This is a genomic window from Rhizobium acaciae (genome assembly GCF_025941625.1).
Lineage (GTDB): Bacteria > Pseudomonadota > Alphaproteobacteria > Rhizobiales > Rhizobiaceae > Rhizobium > Rhizobium acaciae.
The window spans coordinates 1-17,293 of the sequence record NZ_JAPCZO010000052.1 but is presented as its reverse complement, the minus strand read 5'-3'; the positions used below and the strand labels follow the sequence as shown (position 1 = coordinate 17,293).

Below are 17,293 nucleotides of genomic sequence, written 5' to 3'. Positions count from 1 at the left end.
ATCGATGTCTTTGATTTCTCGAGCGCCGGCCTTATTAGCTTTGCAATCAAATTATTCCTTGGCGTCGGAATAGTTCTTATATTGCAGCGTCTGAAGCGGCGCATCCAACCTCAGGATGAGCCCGGTCGGAGCGTAATCAAGAGAGACCTCCCCGAAGGCGGACAGACTGGAGTTGACGAGGCGAGTGCCGAACCCCTTCTTGCTCGGAGCTTCCACCGCCGGGCCTCCGACCTCCTGCCAAATGAAGTTCAGGCGCTTGTCGCCCAGCTCGTCTCCCACGGACCATTCGATTTTGACGGTCCCTGTATCTACCGACAGCGCACCATACTTGCTGGCGTTGGTGACGAGTTCGTGCAGCACGAGGGAGAAGCAAAGGGCTGCCTGTGGACCCAATTCAACTGCGGGACCGCTCGCGCGGAAACGGCCCGACGTCTCAAGTCCGAGATTAATCGCGGTAGCCTCGACAACCGTTGCCATGGTCGTACCCAACCAATCCTGCTGCAGCAAAATATCGTGTGCCTTCGAGTAAGCATTGATCCGTGCCGAGATTGACTGCTCGGCATCCTCCATAGAGCTGGCGTTTCGGAAGGATTGGCTGGTGATCGCCTGAACGACGGCCATCGTGTTTTTCATGCGGTGCGAGAGTTCGTGCATCAGGACGCGCTGTCGCTCCTCGTTTTCTCTCTGCTCCGTGCGATCTCTCAGAATCTTTACAAAACCCTCGACTTCGCCATCATCCGACGTCAAAGCCATCATCTGGCCGGACGCCCAGAACAACGATCCGTCCTTGCGAACGTGCCAGCGCTCATCATTGCCATGACCTTCGGTAAGAGCGGCAGTCATTTCCCGCTGGAGAATCCCCGCCAGCCTGTCTTCCTCGGTGAAAATCGTCGCCGCGGGCTGGCCGATGATCTCGTCTTCATCCCATCCTAGGATCCGGCGCGCGCCCTCGTTCCATGTGGTTACCAGCCCATCCAGATCCATAGAGATGATCGCATACTCGATCGCACTCTGCAGGATCGCTTCGAGAAAGCGCTCTCGGGAGCGGCTGGAACTGGAGAAGTGTTTCATGATCATATGGTGCGCCTGATCCTTCGGAGCTGCAAGGCTGATCGACCACATCCAGAAGCGCGGGGGCCATCCTGTTGGCCAAGATCGTGGGTGTGTGGCACTTCGTCCGGCAGGTGTCGGATGAGTAATCGAGTACGTCAAACAAGCGATCTTCTCGGAAACAAAGATACACAAGCTACGTTATCAGCCGACGACATTGTGAGCGTGGAAGCATGACACCCCATACCAAAGAAAAACTCCACGGGGATTTGCCCTCCGCATCTTCAAAAGCAGCTTCTGCCGATCGGAAAGAGTTGGCAGCGATCGCATTTGAACGCACCAGGATGCCGATGGTCGTCACCGACGGCCGCAAACCGGATCTTCCGATCGTGCTCGCAAACAAGGCATTCCTCGAGCTGACAGGTTACGCGGCCCAAGAGGTGCTAGGCCGCAACTGTCGTTTCCTGCAGGGCCCCGCGACGTCTCCAATCGCGGTCGCAGAAATTCGTGCCGCTATCGCCGGCGAGCGTGAGGTCAGCGTCGAGATCCTCAATTACAAGAAGAGTGGGGAGCAGTTCTGGAATCGCTTGCATCTCAGTCCCGTCCATGGCGATGACGGGAAGATCCTGTATTTTTTTGGATCTCAAATCGACATGACGGAATACCGGCGGATCGAGGCACTGGAGGCCTCCGAACATCGCCTGCTGATGGAAGTCGACCATAGATCCAAGAATGTCCTCGCGATCGTCGACAGCATCGTCCGCCTGAGCAATGCCGATGACCCCGCCCTTTACGCCGCCGCTATTCAACACCGCGTACAGGCGCTCGCCCGTGCCCATACCTTGCTTGCTGCACGAGGATGGACAAACATTTCTCTTGAGGAACTCATTCGCCAACAAGTGACGCCGTTCGCGGCCACCCGCGCTATTTTTAACGGGCCGGATATCAACATGCCTGCGCCGGTCGTCCAGCCCCTTGCGCTCGTACTCCACGAGCTCGCTGTCAACGCAGCCCATCACGGAGCACTTGCCGCTGCACAAGGCAGGCTTTCAATCAGTTGGAAGCCCAGGCCGTCCGGGGCGGGCTTTTACATCCGTTGGCAGGAGGTGGGCGCCCCCGCCCCACCCAAATTGGCCAAACGAGGTTTTGGTACGGTGATCGTCGGCGCAATGGTTGAAAAGCAGCTTAAAGGACGCTTTCAGAAAATCTGGTCAGACGAAGGGCTGCTTATCGACATTGAGATCCCATCGGCAGGCTCGACCTCCGCATAACGGCACCTCGGCGCAGGAAGAGTGAGGTCAGAGACCCGCCCTTGAAATTAGAGACGGCCCCCGGTGACTAGGAATGGGATTGATTGTGATGGCCCTTGAACAGCTGCGGACCTGCCCCAATATGATTTTCATCAGGACCATTGGTGGCATGAAAGGAGGAAAAGATGCCGCTGAACGATGTTCCGTGGACCCGGCCGGTGAGGATCCGGCTGCAGTGCGGTTTGGAGCGCACCTTCACAGGAGCCTACGACGCCTTGGATTTTCTCGAGAACGAATGGCCGCTGCGTCATGGAGAGCGCCATGAACGCGCGGTGAGAACGTGCCGTGGCGCTCTCAACGGGGCTATTCCCAGCATCGTCGCGCGCGAGGCATTCGTGGCGGCCTGCCTCGAAGCAGGCATGCCATCCGTCCTGGCCCCGTGGAAGAGAAAGCCGACAACGCATCCGGCTCGGCCAGCACGTCTCGTTGCCAGTTAAAGCAGAAACGATGATCTCGCCTCGGGTGGGGCGAGGTCTGGTATAAGCGCACTTTTCCTCGTAATGGCTGGGCGAACGCCGTGATGGGACTTCCGGCTGGCAGCCGGCATTTCGCTGTCGGACGGGAGGGCGTCAAGCGTATGCAATCACCGAAGCAGCGGTTCGTATCCTTCGCGTCCTCCATGGCGCGCACGAATGGCCAGACACTTTGCCATCGAGCTAGGCTTCGTTCTCAATGCTGAGAAGCAACGGGTCGGTGGTTCGAACCTGTTCAAGGCGACCAAGCCTAGTGTGTCCATTCCCGACACATAGGTAACGGAACGTACCTAAGACACAGGCGACAATCTCGCGCCGGCCTCACGCCTCCCTCGAACATGTCGTCGAGAGGCACCATATTCGAGGCCGTGGCGAAAAAACGCTCCACCGTTCACCTGCCGGTTTCCTTTTGTTTTCTGCCTGACCGGAGCGGCTTGGGCTTGGGCGCGCGTGGATCAATTTCCGCGAACAGAGCTGAAACGTTCACCGCAAGAACTCTCGCAAACGCCTCAAGCGTAGCAACGGTGACATTTTCCATGCCTCTTTCAACCCGTCCGACATACGAGCGATCGATCTCGGCCTCGAGGGCCAGTCTTTCCTGAGAGAGACCCTTGGCCACGCGAAGTCGTCTGAGATTCCAGCCGATGGTTTGTCGAACGTCCATCCCATAACAAACGCATATTCACGGCTTGACAATCGACGGACTGATAGTCCTTAATTAAAGCTGCAAACGGGGACGCTCCCATGGAACTACGCCAGCTCTCCTACTTCGTCGCGGTGGCCGAGGAACTGCATTTCGGTAGGGCGGCTGCCAAGGTGCGCATCGCCCAACCGGTATTGTCGAACCATGTGCAGGCGCTGGAGCGCGAACTCGGCTGCGCGCTGTTCATCCGCTCGACCCGGCGGGTGGAACTGACAAGGGCAGGGGAGATCTTCCACGAGCGCTGCGTCGGGATCCTGAGCGAGGTCGATCTGTCCGCCGAGATCACCAGGGCGGTGGCCGGCAAGACGATCCGGCAGATCAGGATCGGCACCGTCTATCCCGCCACCACCGGCGTGCTGCCAGCGTTCCTTGGAAAGATCGCCCGCAAGTACCCGGATATCCGCATCCATATATCAAGCGGCAATACCGGAGACATCATCCGCGGCCTGGAAAACGGCCAGATCAATCTCGGCTTCATCAGGCCAGTGGAAAACATCGGCTCTCTGCGCTTCTCCTCGATCGCCCATGAGCGTTATCTGCTGGCAGTGGCGAGGACCAACTCACTGGCGGAGAGGGCGGAGATTGGTATCGACGACCTGCGCGGGGAGAAGATCATCGCCTTCAATCGCAAAAACCTCTCCTATACCGAACGATACTTCAACGAGAAGTTCGAGGATTACGATCTGACGCGCAACATCGCCTATAGCTGCGACGACACCTATTCGCTGGTGTCGCTGGTTTCGGCAGGCCTTGGCATCGGCTTCGCGCCGGAGTGGACCGAGGGCCTGCCGAACCGAGCCTTCGAACTGAAGGCGGTCAGGGGCATCGACTTCCGGATCGGACTTGGTGTCGCCTGGAATAAAGAAGACCCAACCGCCTCGCGCGACGACATCGTCGATATCGCACGGTCGTTGGCGCGGCCGGGCGGGTGAGGCGAGGGAGCCCACGGGTACCACTCAAGCGGAACGGCTTGCCGGGGGCAGTCGGTCCCGAGTTCCGCTCGTTCCCGAGCGGCGCTACGCTATGCTCATTGCTCCCGCCGACAGACTCAAGTCTACGACCCTGTTCGCTGTGATTGCAAGATATGTAGGCGTCGCTTGCACTCGATCGTAAGAATGCGGGGTCTTTCGCCGTGAACGACTGGGCGCCTTCCCAGCCACGCTGAGCCTCCAACCTCCCGCTACGTCATTGCCCTGTCTCCAACCCGTCCTATCTCTTGCGCGGGACGGTCAGCGAGAGAGGACACGCATGCCGATAGACAACGCGAAATTGGCGCCGATGCAGCCGGGTGTATCTGTGGAGGAGCTGAAGGCGGCCTTGGGGACAAGCTGGAAGGAGCCGAGCCTACAGGCGGAAGGCCATCTGCATATCGAGGAATTTGGCACGCGCATTGCCGCCGATGGCAGGCTCGGCGAGGTTCATTTCCGCGCCCCCTTTGAGCTTCCCCCTATCCATGGCGTCAGGATGGGAATGCCGGCCGAAGAGCTTCATCGGCTTTATCCCGGCGTCGAGCGCATCTCGGACGAGCGGGAGAAATATGGCTGGACCATGCTGAAGACGAACCTGTCGGATACGCTCACGCTCGGCGTCGGCATCAGGGAGGATGTCGTCAGGATCATCAGCCTGACGGATCCGACGGCGGTCTATCCAGAGCGGCCCCATAAATATGCCGATCCCAGCCTCACCGAGGCCTATGACCTGACGATGACCGATCCTGTCGATCTCGCCCGCCGCCCCAATAGCGGTTGGTGCTATGGCCGCCCGCCGGGCATCGATGCCAGCAGATGGCCGGTCAGCAGCACCAACGGTATGCCGCTTCGCCACGCCTTCACGGTGAAACTGCCGCCGCAATGCCGCACGCTCGGCGATGAGTATGTGGCGATCTCGCTCTTTGTCGACGAACAATGGGAAACGCCGCCGGCAAGCAGAAATGTGGACACCGGAGGCGCGCGCCGGGCCGATCCGCGCCGCTTCGACATGGAATTCATGGACAGCGACTACGTTCTCTTCTGGCTGACGGAAGAGGAGTTTGCAGCACCGCTCGGCGCACCGCCGGCCATCGAGAGCGCGCCTGTTCCCGGCTGGCTCTCGAAATCGCGCTCGATTATTTCGGCGAATTCACCCTGCCGAGAACGGAGGCTGAGCAGCAGGAAAAAAACGTCTTTTCGCCCGGCGGGCTTGCCGTCAACGAACTTCTGGCGGTAGCGCGACCTCCGGGGGGCTGGAAGAACCTGCCGGGAACAGAAGCGCTCGACTACCGTTGGCCAATCGAGGTCACCTTGCGCGAGGACGACCCGAATGTCGGAAAGCCAGCGCGTGAATTCCGGCACGAAAACGAGTTCAGCGGCTATATCGCCGCCTATTCGGAAGAAGGCCATGCATTGGGGCTGGAGCGCTTTCAGGACTGGCACGCCCATCTCGGCGGCACGATGTTTCCGATGCAGGGTTATCCCGATTTCTCGCTCTTCTACATCGAGATCTCGGAGATCTTCGGCGGCTTCAATTTCGGCGACGGTGTCGCCCAGATCGACCTCAAGGAGATGAAGCTCGAATGGGCCTGCTGATGCTGGAGAAATTTGAAGGTGGCTGCCAGTTGCCGGGCACAAGCCCCGCTGAAATCGCGGCCTGCGAGGCGAAACTGAAGATTATCCTGCCGGCGGAGATCAAAGCCTTCCTTTCCGCCTCCAACGGCTTCAACGGAGAGGTCGGCCAAGGTTATCTGGTCCTGTGGAGCGGCGGAACTCTCCGGGGCTGACGGCTACGAGATCTTCGAATTCCGCGACGACCAGCTGCTGATCGGTTCAAATGGCAGCCCGACCGCATATGGCTTCGTCAAGGGCGACTATATTTCCATTCCCTTCGTCTTTGCCGGAAGCTGGCTGAATTGAAGTGCGTGTTCTCGGCCGCTCTTTCGAGGAGTTCATCGAGGCGATTGAGCGCGGCGAAGGTTGGTAAGGCAATTCGCCTGGCGGTCCGGCTTGCGGCAAATATTGCCTCATGTTCCTCAATGCGTGAGGAGGCACGTGCGTGGGCGGCACCCCTCGTCGGTCGTCCATTCCTTCACCCCGTCAGACCTGTACTCCATCGCACAAACTGATAGAAAGAGTGCTTGCGGAAATCGGAGAAATCGTCCGCTATTGAACGATCGGTAGCGGTCGAACTAGAAAACGGTTTGCACCTTTCGACCGCCAAAAAGGAAGCTCAACGAAATGAACATGGCCTCGAATATTGCGAAATCTCCTGTTGTCCCGTCCACCGGTTTCCTGCTTGCAGAGGCTCGCCAGGCTCGCGGCTATTCGTTGGACGACGTCGCAAACCACCGGTCTGACCGTGGCAGAGGTGACAGCTCTGGAGAACGACACAGATTTCGACAAGTCGAGGATCCGAAGAGCCGCAGCCGCTCTAAGGGTTCTAGACAGGATTTCAGACGCGCACCGCGCGGAAAACTCTGCACAGCTGCTTTAAGGAGAGTGCCTTCAGGAGATCACCTGAGTACAGGTCGCACTTCAACGGGAGCCGTCCGAGGCTGCTACAGCTTACAGGGATAACCAAACTCCAGACTCAGCCCGGCTGGACGCCTCCGCCTGGCCAGATCCCAACTCAATTTGCCAGGCGGCGGAAGTCTTTCGTCGAAACCCTTCTCTTTAGATAAGCTAGCGCGTCAGCTTGCCGCCCGCATGTCGCTCACGCTCCTGCCGGAGTTCCTATGCGTGCGCCCGGCTGACCGCAACGACTTGCCGGCCCAAGACAGGCACGACAAAAAGTAGCCCCACCAGCGACGACACAAGTTCAGGGACGACCAGCAGGATCGCGGCTAAAACCAGGAGTGTTTTCTCCCACCAGACGGTTCTGACAAATAAGAAGCCGGAGAGGGCGGATCCGAGGCATGTTATACCCAAAACGCATCCTACAAAGGCGATCGTAAAGTTGCTCCAGGAGAAGTTGGCGGTCACGAGCAGAAGAGATGGCGAGAACACAAACACGAAAGGTACGAGCACCTTTCCCAAGCCCAGGCGAAATGCGGTGTTGCCTGTCTTGAAGGGATCGGCGCCCGCCATGCCCGCCGCTGCATATGCCGCTAGCGCTACGGGAGGTGTGATGTCAGCAAGCACTCCATAATAGAAGACGAAGAAATGCGCGACGATCGGCTCGACACCGAGCATGCCCAGCGTCGGGGCGGCAATCGTTGCCATGATGATATAATTGGCAGTCGTTGGAATGCCGCAGCCCATAAGAATACAGACCACACCGGTCATGATCAGGGTGAATAACAATGTCAGTGTCTGTGGTCCGAACCAGGCGGCTGGAACCATCGTACCGACCCAACTGGCCATTTCCGCCGCTGTCGTGGTGACGATATAGGAAATCTTGAAACCGACGCCGGTCAGCGTCACGACCCCGACGATAATGCCAACCGTGGCTGCGGCCGCGCCGACGGCGAGCGCGTATTTTGCGCCGTCCCGCAAACCCTCGAATACTTCCGTCACCGACATGCGACGGCGCGGATTGATGAGGCCCACGGCGATGCAAAGCGTGATGCCCCAAAACGCGGCGAGATAAGGCGTGTAACCGGAGAGCAGGATGCCAATCAGCACGACGAGCGGGATGACGGTGGGCCAGTCGCGCTTAAAGGCTTCCTTCAAATCCGGCATTTCGTCATCGGTCATGCCTCGAAGACCCTCCCGCTTCGCCTCGAAGTGGACCTGAACCAAGACTCCGAAGAAATGCATGAAGGCAGGAACGATCGCCGCGAGAATGATCGTCGTGTACGGGAGATTGAGGAACTCGATCATCAGGAATGCCGCGGCGCCCATGATCGGCGGAGTGATCTGGCCACCAGTGGAGGATGCGGATTCGACGGCCGCTGCAAAAGTGCGCTTGTAGCCGAGCCGGATCATTGCCGGGATCGTCAGTGAACCGACAGTCACGGTATTGGCGACGGACGAGCCGGATATCATGCCGAACAGCGCCGATCCGAATATCGATATCTTCGCCGGACCACCGGCGTAGCGCCCAGCAACCCAGGCCGCACAATCGAGAAAGAGCTGGCCGAGCCCGATGCGTGTCGCAAACACTCCGAACAGTACGAAATGGAAGACGTAGGTGGCGACGACTCCGAGCGCTATGCCGTAGATGCCCTGGCTGGTCAGATAGAGGTGATTGATCAACTGCGAGAAGGTCGCGCCGGGATGAACCAGAATTCCTGGCATGGATTGCCCGTACAGAGAGTAGATCATGAACAGGACGGCAATTATCGGCAAAGGCCAGCCCACCGAGCGGCGTGTTGCTTCGAGAAGGACCAGCACCAGCAAGCCACCCAGCACGACATCGGTCGTTGTCGGATTGCCGACACGGAAGGCGAGGTCATCGAGTGGAATGAATGGCACGTGCATGACGGCGATCACCGCACCGATTGCCAGCGCCCAATCAAAGAGCGAAATGCCGAGCGGCCGCAACACAGTCGGCGGCCCCGGCTCCCCGTACCCGCGCCGTGAGAAGGGAAATACAAGAAATATCAGGCCAAGGACGAAAGACAGGTGGATACCGCGATGCAGAACTTCCGACAAAAGGCCGAAACCGGCGGTATAATAGTGAAAGAGGGACAATGTGATCAGCAAAGCCCCGACCAGCCGCGCAGCAAGCGGCCCCAGCGGCCGAAACCGGATCTCGGCATCGAACTGCTCTTCGAGCTCGCGCGCCTTTGCTTCGTCCAGCTCCATTGGAGAGGTCTTGCCGGCTGTGTCGTCGCTCATGTGGATTTCCTTGGCATCGCTTTTAAACGGTTGCGGCGGCCTGCTTCAGCCTGCCGCCGCATCACCGATCGCACGCTCGGCGCCTCTTTACTTCAAGACGCCGGCTTCCCTGTAGAATCTCTCTGCGCCCGTATGGAGTGGGATGCCCAGGCTCGTCGTTGCATTTTGAAGAGTGATCATCTTGCCCTTCGCATGCCCCGCATCGAGCGCGGCGCGCGTCGCGTCGCTCCACATGACCTTGGTGATATTGTAGACCAGTTCGTCCGGCTGTTTGCTGCTGGTAACCCACTGTGCCGCGACGGAAATCGTAGGCGTTTCAGCAACGTCCTTGTAGGTATTGGCCGGGACGGTGTCCTTCGAAAAGAAGGTGTAGTCCTTGATCAGCTTGTCAACTTCCGGACCGGTGATCGGAACGAGCGAAATGCCACTGGACGTGGCCAGCTCGGAGATAGCCCCGGTGGGATAACCACCGACAAAGAAGTACGCGTCCAGTCCGCCGTCACGCAGGCGGTCGCCGGCCGGGCCAGGCTTGAGGTGCTCGGCTACGATGTCGGTTTCCTTCAACCCGTAGGCACCCAGCACGATACGCGCGTCGACGATCGTCCCCGAGCCTGGTTCATCAATGGAAACGCGCTTACCCTTAAGGTCTGCAACTGACTTGATGCCTGCATCCTTTCGCGCAACGAGATGGATCGTTTCTGGATACAGCGTGGCAATCAGGCGAAGGTCGTCGACTTTACCCTTTCCTTCATAAAGGCCCGTGCCACTGTGCGCCCAATAAGCGACGTCAGATTGGGTAAACCCGGATTCCATTGATCCGCCCTGGATTGCGTTGATGTTGGCGACGGATCCGTTAGACGCAACAGCTGTGGAAACGAGACCGGCAACACCCTTCTGGTCGGCGCCTGAAATTGCGTTGGCGATCAATCCCCCGATCGGATAGTAGGTTCCAGCAGTTCCGCCCGTACCAATTCGGAAAAACGCCGGCGTCTGCGCGCCTGCCAAATTTGCATTGAGAGCGAGCGCCCCCACGATGGCGCAGATCGACATGAAACGTTTGCTGATGTTCATCGATGTTCCCTTTCACCTGTTTAGGTGAACATGGTGAATCTGCCAAGCGATTGTCAACCAAAAGTGACCTTGTCAGTAGGCGTTTAGGTTCGATCAATCTGGGCGTGGAACTCCGCCACCCGATCTCGACTCATTCTGGAGAGGAGCCAAGGCTGATGTCGTTCTCTTGACCCGACAAGCTGCGAGCAAGTTCCGACGGCTCCGACAATCTCTGTCGCCCGCCAGCAACGGCGCCATCGTCGCAACAGCTCACAAGGCCAAGGGCGCCTCGTTTGCATCCATCTTTTGCAGGCTGCAGATCTAGCCGTTCAAGTTGAATAACAATCGCGCTCCTCCGACAGAAAGGACGCTGGAGAAGTTGGAAACTCCATCCAAAATCGCGCCGAGCGCCCTCTTAATGCGGCAACGGGTTGATCCGCTAGTCAGGAATGAGTTATATCACGTCATGATATTACTGCGGCCGAGCTCGACCTTCAACATGTCCGACGTCCCTTACCCCAAATCCGTACTTTCAGACGAGGTGCTTGCCGACCGTTTGGGACTCACGACGCGAGAGTTCCAGCGATATCGCAAGCAAAATCTCATCACGCTTTCCTCAACCGCCGCGGTCGGTGAGAGCGAGGGCCTCATGGTCACCTGCCAATTTGGAAATCGGGTCTGGGAAGGCCACGTCGTGAACGGGTGCATCACCTTCGAAGAGGTCAGGTTCCTGCGCGGGAAACGCGCGACAAACCGACACTAGGATCGAGCCGCGAGCATTGATTTCGACACTTCAGGAAGAGGAAAAACATGAGGAAGCTTGCCAGCCTTGCTATTGCCGCATCGATGCCATTGACCGCCCATGCAGCGGCCAGGATGGTGTCTCAAAACGGCGATTGGGGCGTCTATTCCTTTATGAGAAACGGATCTCGGGTTTGCTACGCGCTTTCGGTGCCGACGGAATCAGCACCCGCCAACGTGGATCATGGAAAAAACTATTTCCTGATCGCGCCAGCGGAGAGGGGAAGCGGCAATGAACCTGAAGCCATCCTCGGATACGCATTGAAAACTGGCTCGACCGTGCAGGTTTCGATCGGAGACAAGTCATTCGAAATGTTCGTCAAGGACAACACCGCCTGGGTTTCCGACGCCGCTCTCGCACCCGAACTCGTCAATGCACTTCGGTCTGGCAGTCAAATGACGTTGCATGCGACGTCGGCGCGAGGCACCCGTACAACCTATACCTACTCACTCACAGGGGTGACCGCGGCGCTCGAGCGCGTTGCCCACTGCAGGTGAGGGAGAATTCAGCCTATTCCAAACGGGGCTCTCTGCTCGGGTGTCGCAAATTCCTTCGGGCGATGCCTGGGAGTCCTGCCACGGGCTGAAGGGAGTAGATCCAGTTCCTTTTTTGAGTTGCCAAACCGCTGAAGAGCTCGTTCTGCCTCGTGCCGGCCAAGACCATAGCGCAGACGTAGGCTTCGAACACCGTAACGAGCTTCTTCTTCGTCCTGTCTCTTAAATTCTCTCATTGTTGACCGCCCTCCGAACATCACGTGGTTTGCCGCAGCGGCTCGAAATCTCGCGTCGTTCTATCAATTCGACGTCCTCATGCGCTCACTTGGCAAATTCGTCCAAGGTGTCCGTCCGGGAAAAGGCGATGCCGAAATGGAATTCACGGTAGGCGACGGCGCCGTTTTTCAATCCGCGATGCGTACTTTGGCCGATTGGCATTGCGCGATCGGTAGGCGCGCGATGGTTCGATCAGGAAAGGTTGCATTGGAGTGACTCCTTCGCAGGAGTAATGAGCGCCGCGAGCAACCGTTCCAATTCAAGGGAAATTATCACGTGATGATGTATCCAAGGGCTCAGAGCTGCAAAAAGGCGTAGATCGCTCTGCCCCATATCGCCGCGACGAACAGGACGACGGCAGCGATAAAGACCTTGCTATCCGGTGAAATGGTCACGCTCCGATGTCTGTGCGTGGCTGATTTTCGCCACCCTGCGCCGGAGATCAATTCACCGCCTGTAGCTGTTGAGCCTGCGAAACCTCCGAAGGCGTCTCTCCGGGGATGGAGGCGATGGCGAACATGACCGCGACATAGCAGGCGAACACGGCGGAGAGGAAGGCGCTCTTGGTCATCGGTTCGCTCCTTATATCATGTGGTGACATTCTTTAGCTGTTCGCCCATATTGTCAATCCTGAATGCAGCATGAACAAAAAAGGGGGGCGGATGGCTGGGGAGAAAATACTGATCGTCGAAGACGATGTGCTGATCGCGGCTGATCTTGAGGATATTGTTATGTCGCTTGGCTATGAGATCTCCGGGATAGCCGACAGCTTCGAGACCGCGCAGCAGTTCGCCGCCTTCAGCACGATTGCCCTTGTGGACGTCAATCTGAGGGACGGAGCGACTGGTCCACGGATCGGGCAGTATCTCGCGAGCGATTTCGGCGTCTCGGTGGTCATGGTCACGGGAAGCCCCGAACTGATTGAAACCGATCTTTCAAAGGTTGTCGGCCTGATATCGAAACCTTCCCATCCAAACCTGATCCGAGACGTTCTCGAATATCTGAAGACGATCCGCGAAGGCGAACGAGGCGTCCCGCCAGGAGGAATGCGGCTTTTCGCTTGAACAGGCTGGGGAGGGGGAAAACGACATGATCGATAGACGCGCTGAACTCGGTCGCTGGGTAGGGCGGCTGGAGACCATTCTGATCAGTAGGGGAGTGCTAAGGGAGGACGGCGAGCTCGTGGCCCAGGACGGATCGCAGTTTCACAAGGATGTTGAAGACGCGCTGGACGGATTCATCGAGAACCCGATCAAGCTGATGGGCCTTCTGAAAATATGCCGGGACGCGCGCGACGGCAGACCGTTGTCGCCTGCCGTCCTGATGGCCGCTCACCTCATGACAAGAGAGGTTCTGCAGGCATTGCAGGACTCCGAGCTCGTTGGCACAAGCGATCCCAGAGCGTGAAATGGCCCGCCCGAAATCATTTCGGACGAGCCTCGCGAGGGCCAGATAACTCATCACTTCCGGCCTGAACTCTAGCTGTCGGTGACTGCGGCATCTCCTCCCGATTGCGGCAGTTCCTTCATCTTCACGAGTTGGTCGGCGCAGGCGTCCGCCGCGTTCGTGATAGTACCGTCGATCCCCGCGATGTTGGTCCAGCCGCCATCGGTGATGAAGTCGTCACGCTGCCATGACGACTTCGCCTGCAGCGTCTTGAGGTTCTCCTGAGCGTCGCTCGCCGTGACGAAGTTATGGACGCAGATGCCCGCGACCAGATCCGCCTTTGCGTTACGGACGGCAATATCGGCCATCACCGCGGCCCTTCCCGAAGTCGTCCATCCTCCCCAGGTGAATCCGAGCACCACCGTCAATGCCGAGGCGCCGACAACAGACCAGGCCCATACGCTCTTTGTTGGTCTGTAGCCGTCTTCATCATACTGCATACCCGTTCTCCTCCCTATTGTATCACGCCATGATACAATAGCGCGTGCGGAGGTCAAGAACGTCGGGATCAAGAAATGGTGAGTGACGGCTAGGCCATTTCCGTGACCTGACGAAGACGGGATAGGGATTCAGCCAGCAGCGGCTCATGCGCAAGCATCGCCTCGACATGAACCTTCGCCAGAGATTCAAGCGTCCGCTCGCCATTTGCGGTCAGCCCGATCAGCACGCTGCGCTTGTCATCTTCTGCGGGTATCCGCTCCGCTAGGCCTGCCAAGCACATCCGATCCACAAGCTGGACGGCGCTGTTGTGTTGCATGAGCATCTGTTCGGCCAGATCGCGAAGCCTGATCTGCCAGCCCGGAGCAGTCCGCACGACCAGGAGAGCCTGATACTGCTGCGATGTGACGCCCGCCTCGGCAAGAGCCGCCTCGCTGAACGACAGGAACCGCCTCATGGCCAGCCGGAACCCGGCCAAGCCTTCATAGACGTCGTCAGCAAGGCCAGAAGTCCGGCGTCCCGATCGAGGCATGCGAACAGTCCTTCTCAAATGTGATGATGTGATATGAACAGCGGCACACGCTGGAAGAATGGTCGAGCTGAGCCGGCGAGGATGATAGTGAACGCCGCCGCCCATAATCCGTCCATGTTGCTAAAAAGACTGTGCCTATTTCGTGACTTCGTGAAAAAATTCTATCGTGCTTCAAAAATGCGAATCCGGAGCGCCGCAGAAGAACGTTTGAACGTCCGTCTTGGAAGAGTTGCCGACTTCTTTACCGGCTAGTCGCCGGCTACAGAGATCACTCTACTGATGCAGAAGAGCTGGTAGAAGGTGGCTGCGGCCCGCGACGATGATTGCACATCGGGTCAAGGCGGGCGATCCGGCCATCCACGAGATTGAACTTGTAGAGGGGCTTCTTAGTCCGCCTCTTCGGCCGCGGGTTCGGAGAAAATTTTAGACCGGACCTCTTCCACAGTTTTCCCTTCCGCACGAAGCGCGACGATCCTCCGTATGGTGGCGTAGGATTTCGGATCGTTTCGCTTGGCTGCCGAATGCCTGCACCACTCGTCGAGGAGGAGGCTTACAACGACGTTTTCGCCGGCTTCCGTCGACGCCGCTTCAGGGCGTCGGTGGAGGGCAAGGCAAGGCCAAGGAGCCCGAACAGCTTCAAACCTATGGCGGAGGCTGAAAATAACATCGCGTGATACTAATGGGTTTTCGCTACTCGGGAAATCACAAAGTTGATGGCGGCCCTCGCATGTTCCCTGGGAAAGGTTTTCCCAACTGGCGGCCTTCTCCTAGGTCAAATCGAACGACACCCATTCCAGGCGAGTTTCCTTGTAGACGCTCTGCGTTGGCACTAGCCTGGAGGGGTCGGCGAAGGATCCCAAGGCGACGGCTACCAGCTCTTTCCTGAATTCCGGCATCCAGAAAACCGTCGACCCGCATGCCGGGCAGAACCTGAATTCGATTGACTTCCCGCTGTCGCCCGTCCGGACGTAGCTGGTCGACACGCCGGACGTCTCCACCTGATCGGCGTGGAAGAAGACGGCTACTCCGAACGCACTGCCGGTGCGACGTTGGCAGGCCCGGCAATGGCAGGCGGAGATTTTGACAGGTTCTCCGACAGCGGTGATCGAAAGCTGGCCGCATGAACAACTGGCTGCTCGTTTCATTCCGTGTTCCTGCTAAATGATGTCCGCCAGAGCAAACGCACGCACCTGATAGCTGTTTTAGATATGCCGCCGCCGAGCCGAAGGACAGATTGACCAGTGTCCATCAGGCGCCAGGTCTCCCGCGCGTAGCATACCGCTCAGTAGATGATCGCGCATATTCGCCGGTCGTCTGTGTAGAACTCAGGTTACTCCGACTCCCTTTCGACCGCACGCCGCGCCCGGATAGCCGGGGCGATGAAGACCCGTGAAAGGCCATGATAAAGCGGCTCGCGCGAAAGAACGCGCGAAGTCACGTACCCGATCATCGAAACCGCCATGATCGGGATGACCGCCTGATGATCGCCGGTCATTTCCAGAATGATGACGAAGGCCGTCATCGGGCCCCGCACGGCGCCCGCGAAATAACCGGCCATGCCGAGGATGGCCGCCAGCGTGATGCTGGTGCCGAGCAGCGAGCCGACGGTGCTGCCGAAACCGGCGCCGACGGCGAGCGACGGCGCGAAGATGCCGCCCGGAATACCTGACAGCATCGACAGGAAGCTGGCAGCGAGCTTCTCGACGAAGAAGAGCAGAGGCAGGGCGTTGCCTTCGACCGCAGTTCGTGCCTGCTCATAGCCGGTACCGAAGGTCGTGCCACCTGATGCCACTCGCATGACCGCGATCGTCAGTCCGCAGGTGCCTGCAAGAGCCAGCATGCGCTTAAGCGGCTGTGGCTGCGCCCAGCGGCGGATCTTCTGGCCAAAGTGCAGCGCGAAACCGCTGAAGGCTGCCCCGAGCGCACCGCCGCCGACGCCGCAGATCAGAACCAGTCCACAGTCGCGAAGCTCCGTGGGTGCGGCCGATGCCATGCCGAAATAATTGTAGCTTCCGGAAATCCCGAGCGCGGCAAGGCCGGAGAGGATGACCGCCGTGAGCACCAGCCCGTTCGCCCGAGACTCGTAGGTCCGGCTCATTTCCTCGATCGCGAAGACGATGCCGGCCAGCGGCGTGTTGAAAGCGGCCGCAATTCCGGCCGCCGAACCGGCAAGGATCAGCCCGCGCGCCTGCGCCATGCCACTGAAACGGGCGACGACGGCGCCCAGGTCATCGATAATGGCAAGCGCCGCCAGAAAGATTTTTAGAGACGCCGGAACCCGATTCCCTAGGAGCGAAAGCACTCCGAGCGCGAAGGCAATGTCGGTGGTCATCGAAAGCGAGAAGACCGATAAAGAGACTCATTGTGAAGCCGATGCCACACAGAAGCGCCACACCTGTCATCTGCGTCCAGTTTGCCATTGCCGGAAGCTGTGCAAAGCGCAACTTCACCAGGAGACCGACGACAGAGAGAACCCGCCCGACCCAAAAGAAAGATGCCGATCCGGTAAGCGGCAGCAAAGGTCAGCGGAAAGGTAAGAGGGTTTCCAAACGCCGTCCCGAGCGCGGCCGCGATCATATCCGGATGGACCGCAATAGCCCCTTGGATGGCCAAACGACGGTACGGATCCGCTGAGCCAGTGAGAGCGGCTTCCGTCTCCTAAACAGCATTCATTGTCCTTCCGCCTGGCGCTGGACCTGCGATCGGTGGGTATATCGAGAGATCCACGCCTGGAATACAGGACGTCGATCGGTGCAGCGACCGCTTTTTTGCCCAGTCATTGATACACGTTGCTTTTCGCCCTCTTGGACTTGCCGGTCCGGCACGCAACAGGGACTCTCGATCGGGCACGGCGCCGTTCATACATCTCAAGGATTCGCCCGAAGTTGGTTCGCAGCAGCCTCGATGAAACCGACGGCGGTCGCCACGCCATCCTCGTCCCGAATCCTAGAGCCAACGGCGGCTGT

General features: G+C 58.6%; 18 protein-coding genes and 3 pseudogenes. 10 read left to right on the top strand and 11 right to left on the bottom strand.

Annotated features, from left to right (window positions below; translation table 11 throughout):
* Positions 1-51 precede the first annotated feature (51 nt).
* Positions 52-1,077: a sensor histidine kinase gene (locus OLZ32_RS38620; RefSeq protein ID WP_264425628.1), complete on the bottom strand. Its 1,026-nt coding sequence runs from the start codon at positions 1,075-1,077 to the stop codon at positions 52-54.
* Positions 1,078-1,283: 206 nt separating this feature from the next.
* Between OLZ32_RS38620 and lov the strand changes: the two genes are divergently transcribed.
* Both lov and OLZ32_RS38610 read left to right on the top strand, forming a co-directional pair.
* The gene (gene lov / locus OLZ32_RS38615) at positions 1,284-2,321 is read left to right on the top strand and encodes a blue-light-activated histidine kinase (protein WP_003548985.1); all 1,038 of its coding nucleotides are present in this window, start codon (positions 1,284-1,286) and stop codon (positions 2,319-2,321) included.
* Positions 2,322-2,485: 164 nt separating this feature from the next.
* Positions 2,486-2,797, top strand: coding sequence for a DUF982 domain-containing protein (locus OLZ32_RS38610; RefSeq protein WP_264425625.1), 312 nt, complete (start codon positions 2,486-2,488; stop codon positions 2,795-2,797).
* A 427-nt stretch (positions 2,798-3,224) separates the two neighbouring features.
* Here OLZ32_RS38610 and OLZ32_RS38605 read toward each other — a convergent pair whose 3' ends face one another.
* Positions 3,225-3,497 (bottom strand): helix-turn-helix domain-containing protein, encoded by a 273-nt coding sequence (locus OLZ32_RS38605; protein ID WP_003548987.1) that lies wholly within the window; start codon positions 3,495-3,497, stop codon positions 3,225-3,227.
* An 80-nt stretch (positions 3,498-3,577) separates the two neighbouring features.
* Between OLZ32_RS38605 and OLZ32_RS38600 the strand changes: the two genes are divergently transcribed.
* From OLZ32_RS38600 to OLZ32_RS38580, 5 genes and pseudogenes are all read left to right on the top strand, one after another.
* Positions 3,578-4,468, top strand: a complete 891-nt coding sequence (locus OLZ32_RS38600; RefSeq protein ID WP_264425622.1) for a LysR family transcriptional regulator — start codon at positions 3,578-3,580, stop codon at positions 4,466-4,468.
* A 316-nt stretch (positions 4,469-4,784) separates the two neighbouring features.
* A complete protein-coding gene (locus OLZ32_RS38595; protein WP_264425620.1) occupies positions 4,785-5,741 on the top strand; it encodes a DUF7256 domain-containing protein in 957 nt (318 codons plus the stop codon).
* Positions 5,742-5,815: 74 nt separating this feature from the next.
* Positions 5,816-6,100: a hypothetical protein gene (locus tag OLZ32_RS38590; RefSeq protein WP_264425618.1), complete on the top strand. Its 285-nt coding sequence runs from the start codon at positions 5,816-5,818 to the stop codon at positions 6,098-6,100.
* Positions 6,088-6,291, top strand: a complete 204-nt coding sequence (locus OLZ32_RS38585) for an SMI1/KNR4 family protein (protein WP_264425616.1) — start codon at positions 6,088-6,090, stop codon at positions 6,289-6,291. The genes OLZ32_RS38590 and OLZ32_RS38585 overlap by 13 nt, the downstream gene beginning before the upstream one ends.
* A gap of 454 nt (positions 6,292-6,745) precedes the next feature.
* A pseudogene (locus OLZ32_RS38580) lies at positions 6,746-7,001 on the top strand (helix-turn-helix domain-containing protein).
* Between the two features lie 239 nt (positions 7,002-7,240).
* Here OLZ32_RS38580 and OLZ32_RS38575 read toward each other — a convergent pair.
* Positions 7,241-9,289 (bottom strand): TRAP transporter permease, encoded by a 2,049-nt coding sequence (locus OLZ32_RS38575; protein ID WP_264425614.1) that lies wholly within the window; start codon positions 9,287-9,289, stop codon positions 7,241-7,243.
* Between the two features lie 87 nt (positions 9,290-9,376).
* Entirely contained in the window at positions 9,377-10,360 is a 984-nt protein-coding gene (locus OLZ32_RS38570; RefSeq protein ID WP_264425612.1) for a TAXI family TRAP transporter solute-binding subunit, read from the bottom strand.
* Between the two features lie 789 nt (positions 10,361-11,149).
* Here OLZ32_RS38570 and OLZ32_RS38565 point away from each other — a divergent pair.
* Positions 11,150-11,638, top strand: coding sequence for an invasion associated locus B family protein (locus tag OLZ32_RS38565; RefSeq protein WP_017992114.1), 489 nt, complete (start codon positions 11,150-11,152; stop codon positions 11,636-11,638).
* 715 nt (positions 11,639-12,353) lie between these two features.
* Here OLZ32_RS38565 and OLZ32_RS38560 read toward each other — a convergent pair.
* The gene (locus OLZ32_RS38560; RefSeq protein WP_003547691.1) at positions 12,354-12,482 is read right to left on the bottom strand and encodes a hypothetical protein; all 129 of its coding nucleotides are present in this window, start codon (positions 12,480-12,482) and stop codon (positions 12,354-12,356) included.
* A 91-nt stretch (positions 12,483-12,573) separates the two neighbouring features.
* Between OLZ32_RS38560 and OLZ32_RS38555 the strand changes: the two genes are divergently transcribed.
* Positions 12,574-12,975, top strand: coding sequence for a response regulator (locus tag OLZ32_RS38555; RefSeq protein ID WP_017992113.1), 402 nt, complete (start codon positions 12,574-12,576; stop codon positions 12,973-12,975).
* 25 nt (positions 12,976-13,000) lie between these two features.
* Entirely contained in the window at positions 13,001-13,318 is a 318-nt protein-coding gene (locus OLZ32_RS38550) for a hypothetical protein (RefSeq protein WP_264425611.1), read from the top strand.
* 71 nt (positions 13,319-13,389) lie between these two features.
* Here OLZ32_RS38550 and OLZ32_RS38545 read toward each other — a convergent pair whose 3' ends face one another.
* The 6 genes and pseudogenes from OLZ32_RS38545 to OLZ32_RS39555 form a co-directional block, all read right to left on the bottom strand.
* On the bottom strand, positions 13,390-13,797 hold the full coding sequence (locus OLZ32_RS38545; protein ID WP_003547694.1) for a hypothetical protein: 408 nt from the start codon (positions 13,795-13,797) through the stop codon (positions 13,390-13,392).
* A gap of 89 nt (positions 13,798-13,886) precedes the next feature.
* Entirely contained in the window at positions 13,887-14,327 is a 441-nt protein-coding gene (locus OLZ32_RS38540) for a MarR family winged helix-turn-helix transcriptional regulator (protein ID WP_003547695.1), read from the bottom strand.
* A 767-nt stretch (positions 14,328-15,094) separates the two neighbouring features.
* A complete protein-coding gene (locus tag OLZ32_RS38535; RefSeq protein ID WP_264425609.1) occupies positions 15,095-15,472 on the bottom strand; it encodes a GFA family protein in 378 nt (125 codons plus the stop codon).
* A 185-nt stretch (positions 15,473-15,657) separates the two neighbouring features.
* Positions 15,658-16,659: a chloride channel protein gene (locus OLZ32_RS38530; RefSeq protein WP_406649502.1), complete on the bottom strand. Its 1,002-nt coding sequence runs from the start codon at positions 16,657-16,659 to the stop codon at positions 15,658-15,660.
* Positions 16,655-16,801, bottom strand: a pseudogene (locus OLZ32_RS39560) (Na+/H+ antiporter NhaA); the annotation flags it as partial. The pseudogene OLZ32_RS39560 and the gene OLZ32_RS38530, both read right to left, overlap by 5 nt.
* 55 nt (positions 16,802-16,856) lie before the next feature.
* Positions 16,857-16,904, bottom strand: a pseudogene (locus OLZ32_RS39555) (hypothetical protein); the annotation flags it as partial.
* Positions 16,905-17,293 lie beyond the last annotated feature (389 nt).

Bases quoted from the DNA above. Each gene is read 5' to 3' on its own strand.
- OLZ32_RS38620 (WP_264425628.1), bottom strand. From the start codon at position 1,077: ATGATCATGAAACACTTCTCCAGTTCCAGCCGCTCCCGAGAGCGCTTT.
- lov (WP_003548985.1), top strand. From the start codon at position 1,284: ATGACACCCCATACCAAAGAAAAACTCCACGGGGATTTGCCCTCCGCA.
- OLZ32_RS38610 (WP_264425625.1), top strand. From the start codon at position 2,486: ATGCCGCTGAACGATGTTCCGTGGACCCGGCCGGTGAGGATCCGGCTG.
- OLZ32_RS38605 (WP_003548987.1), bottom strand. From the start codon at position 3,497: ATGGACGTTCGACAAACCATCGGCTGGAATCTCAGACGACTTCGCGTG.
- OLZ32_RS38600 (WP_264425622.1), top strand. From the start codon at position 3,578: ATGGAACTACGCCAGCTCTCCTACTTCGTCGCGGTGGCCGAGGAACTG.
- OLZ32_RS38595 (WP_264425620.1), top strand. From the start codon at position 4,785: ATGCCGATAGACAACGCGAAATTGGCGCCGATGCAGCCGGGTGTATCT.
- OLZ32_RS38585 (WP_264425616.1), top strand. From the start codon at position 6,088: ATGGGCCTGCTGATGCTGGAGAAATTTGAAGGTGGCTGCCAGTTGCCG.
- OLZ32_RS38575 (WP_264425614.1), bottom strand. From the start codon at position 9,289: ATGAGCGACGACACAGCCGGCAAGACCTCTCCAATGGAGCTGGACGAA.
- OLZ32_RS38570 (WP_264425612.1), bottom strand. From the start codon at position 10,360: ATGAACATCAGCAAACGTTTCATGTCGATCTGCGCCATCGTGGGGGCG.
- OLZ32_RS38565 (WP_017992114.1), top strand. From the start codon at position 11,150: ATGAGGAAGCTTGCCAGCCTTGCTATTGCCGCATCGATGCCATTGACC.
- OLZ32_RS38560 (WP_003547691.1), bottom strand. From the start codon at position 12,482: ATGACCAAGAGCGCCTTCCTCTCCGCCGTGTTCGCCTGCTATGTCGCG.
- OLZ32_RS38555 (WP_017992113.1), top strand. From the start codon at position 12,574: ATGGCTGGGGAGAAAATACTGATCGTCGAAGACGATGTGCTGATCGCG.
- OLZ32_RS38550 (WP_264425611.1), top strand. From the start codon at position 13,001: ATGATCGATAGACGCGCTGAACTCGGTCGCTGGGTAGGGCGGCTGGAG.
- OLZ32_RS38545 (WP_003547694.1), bottom strand. From the start codon at position 13,797: ATGCAGTATGATGAAGACGGCTACAGACCAACAAAGAGCGTATGGGCC.
- OLZ32_RS38540 (WP_003547695.1), bottom strand. From the start codon at position 14,327: ATGCCTCGATCGGGACGCCGGACTTCTGGCCTTGCTGACGACGTCTAT.
- OLZ32_RS38535 (WP_264425609.1), bottom strand. From the start codon at position 15,472: ATGAAACGAGCAGCCAGTTGTTCATGCGGCCAGCTTTCGATCACCGCT.
- OLZ32_RS38530 (WP_406649502.1), bottom strand. From the start codon at position 16,659: ATGACCACCGACATTGCCTTCGCGCTCGGAGTGCTTTCGCTCCTAGGG.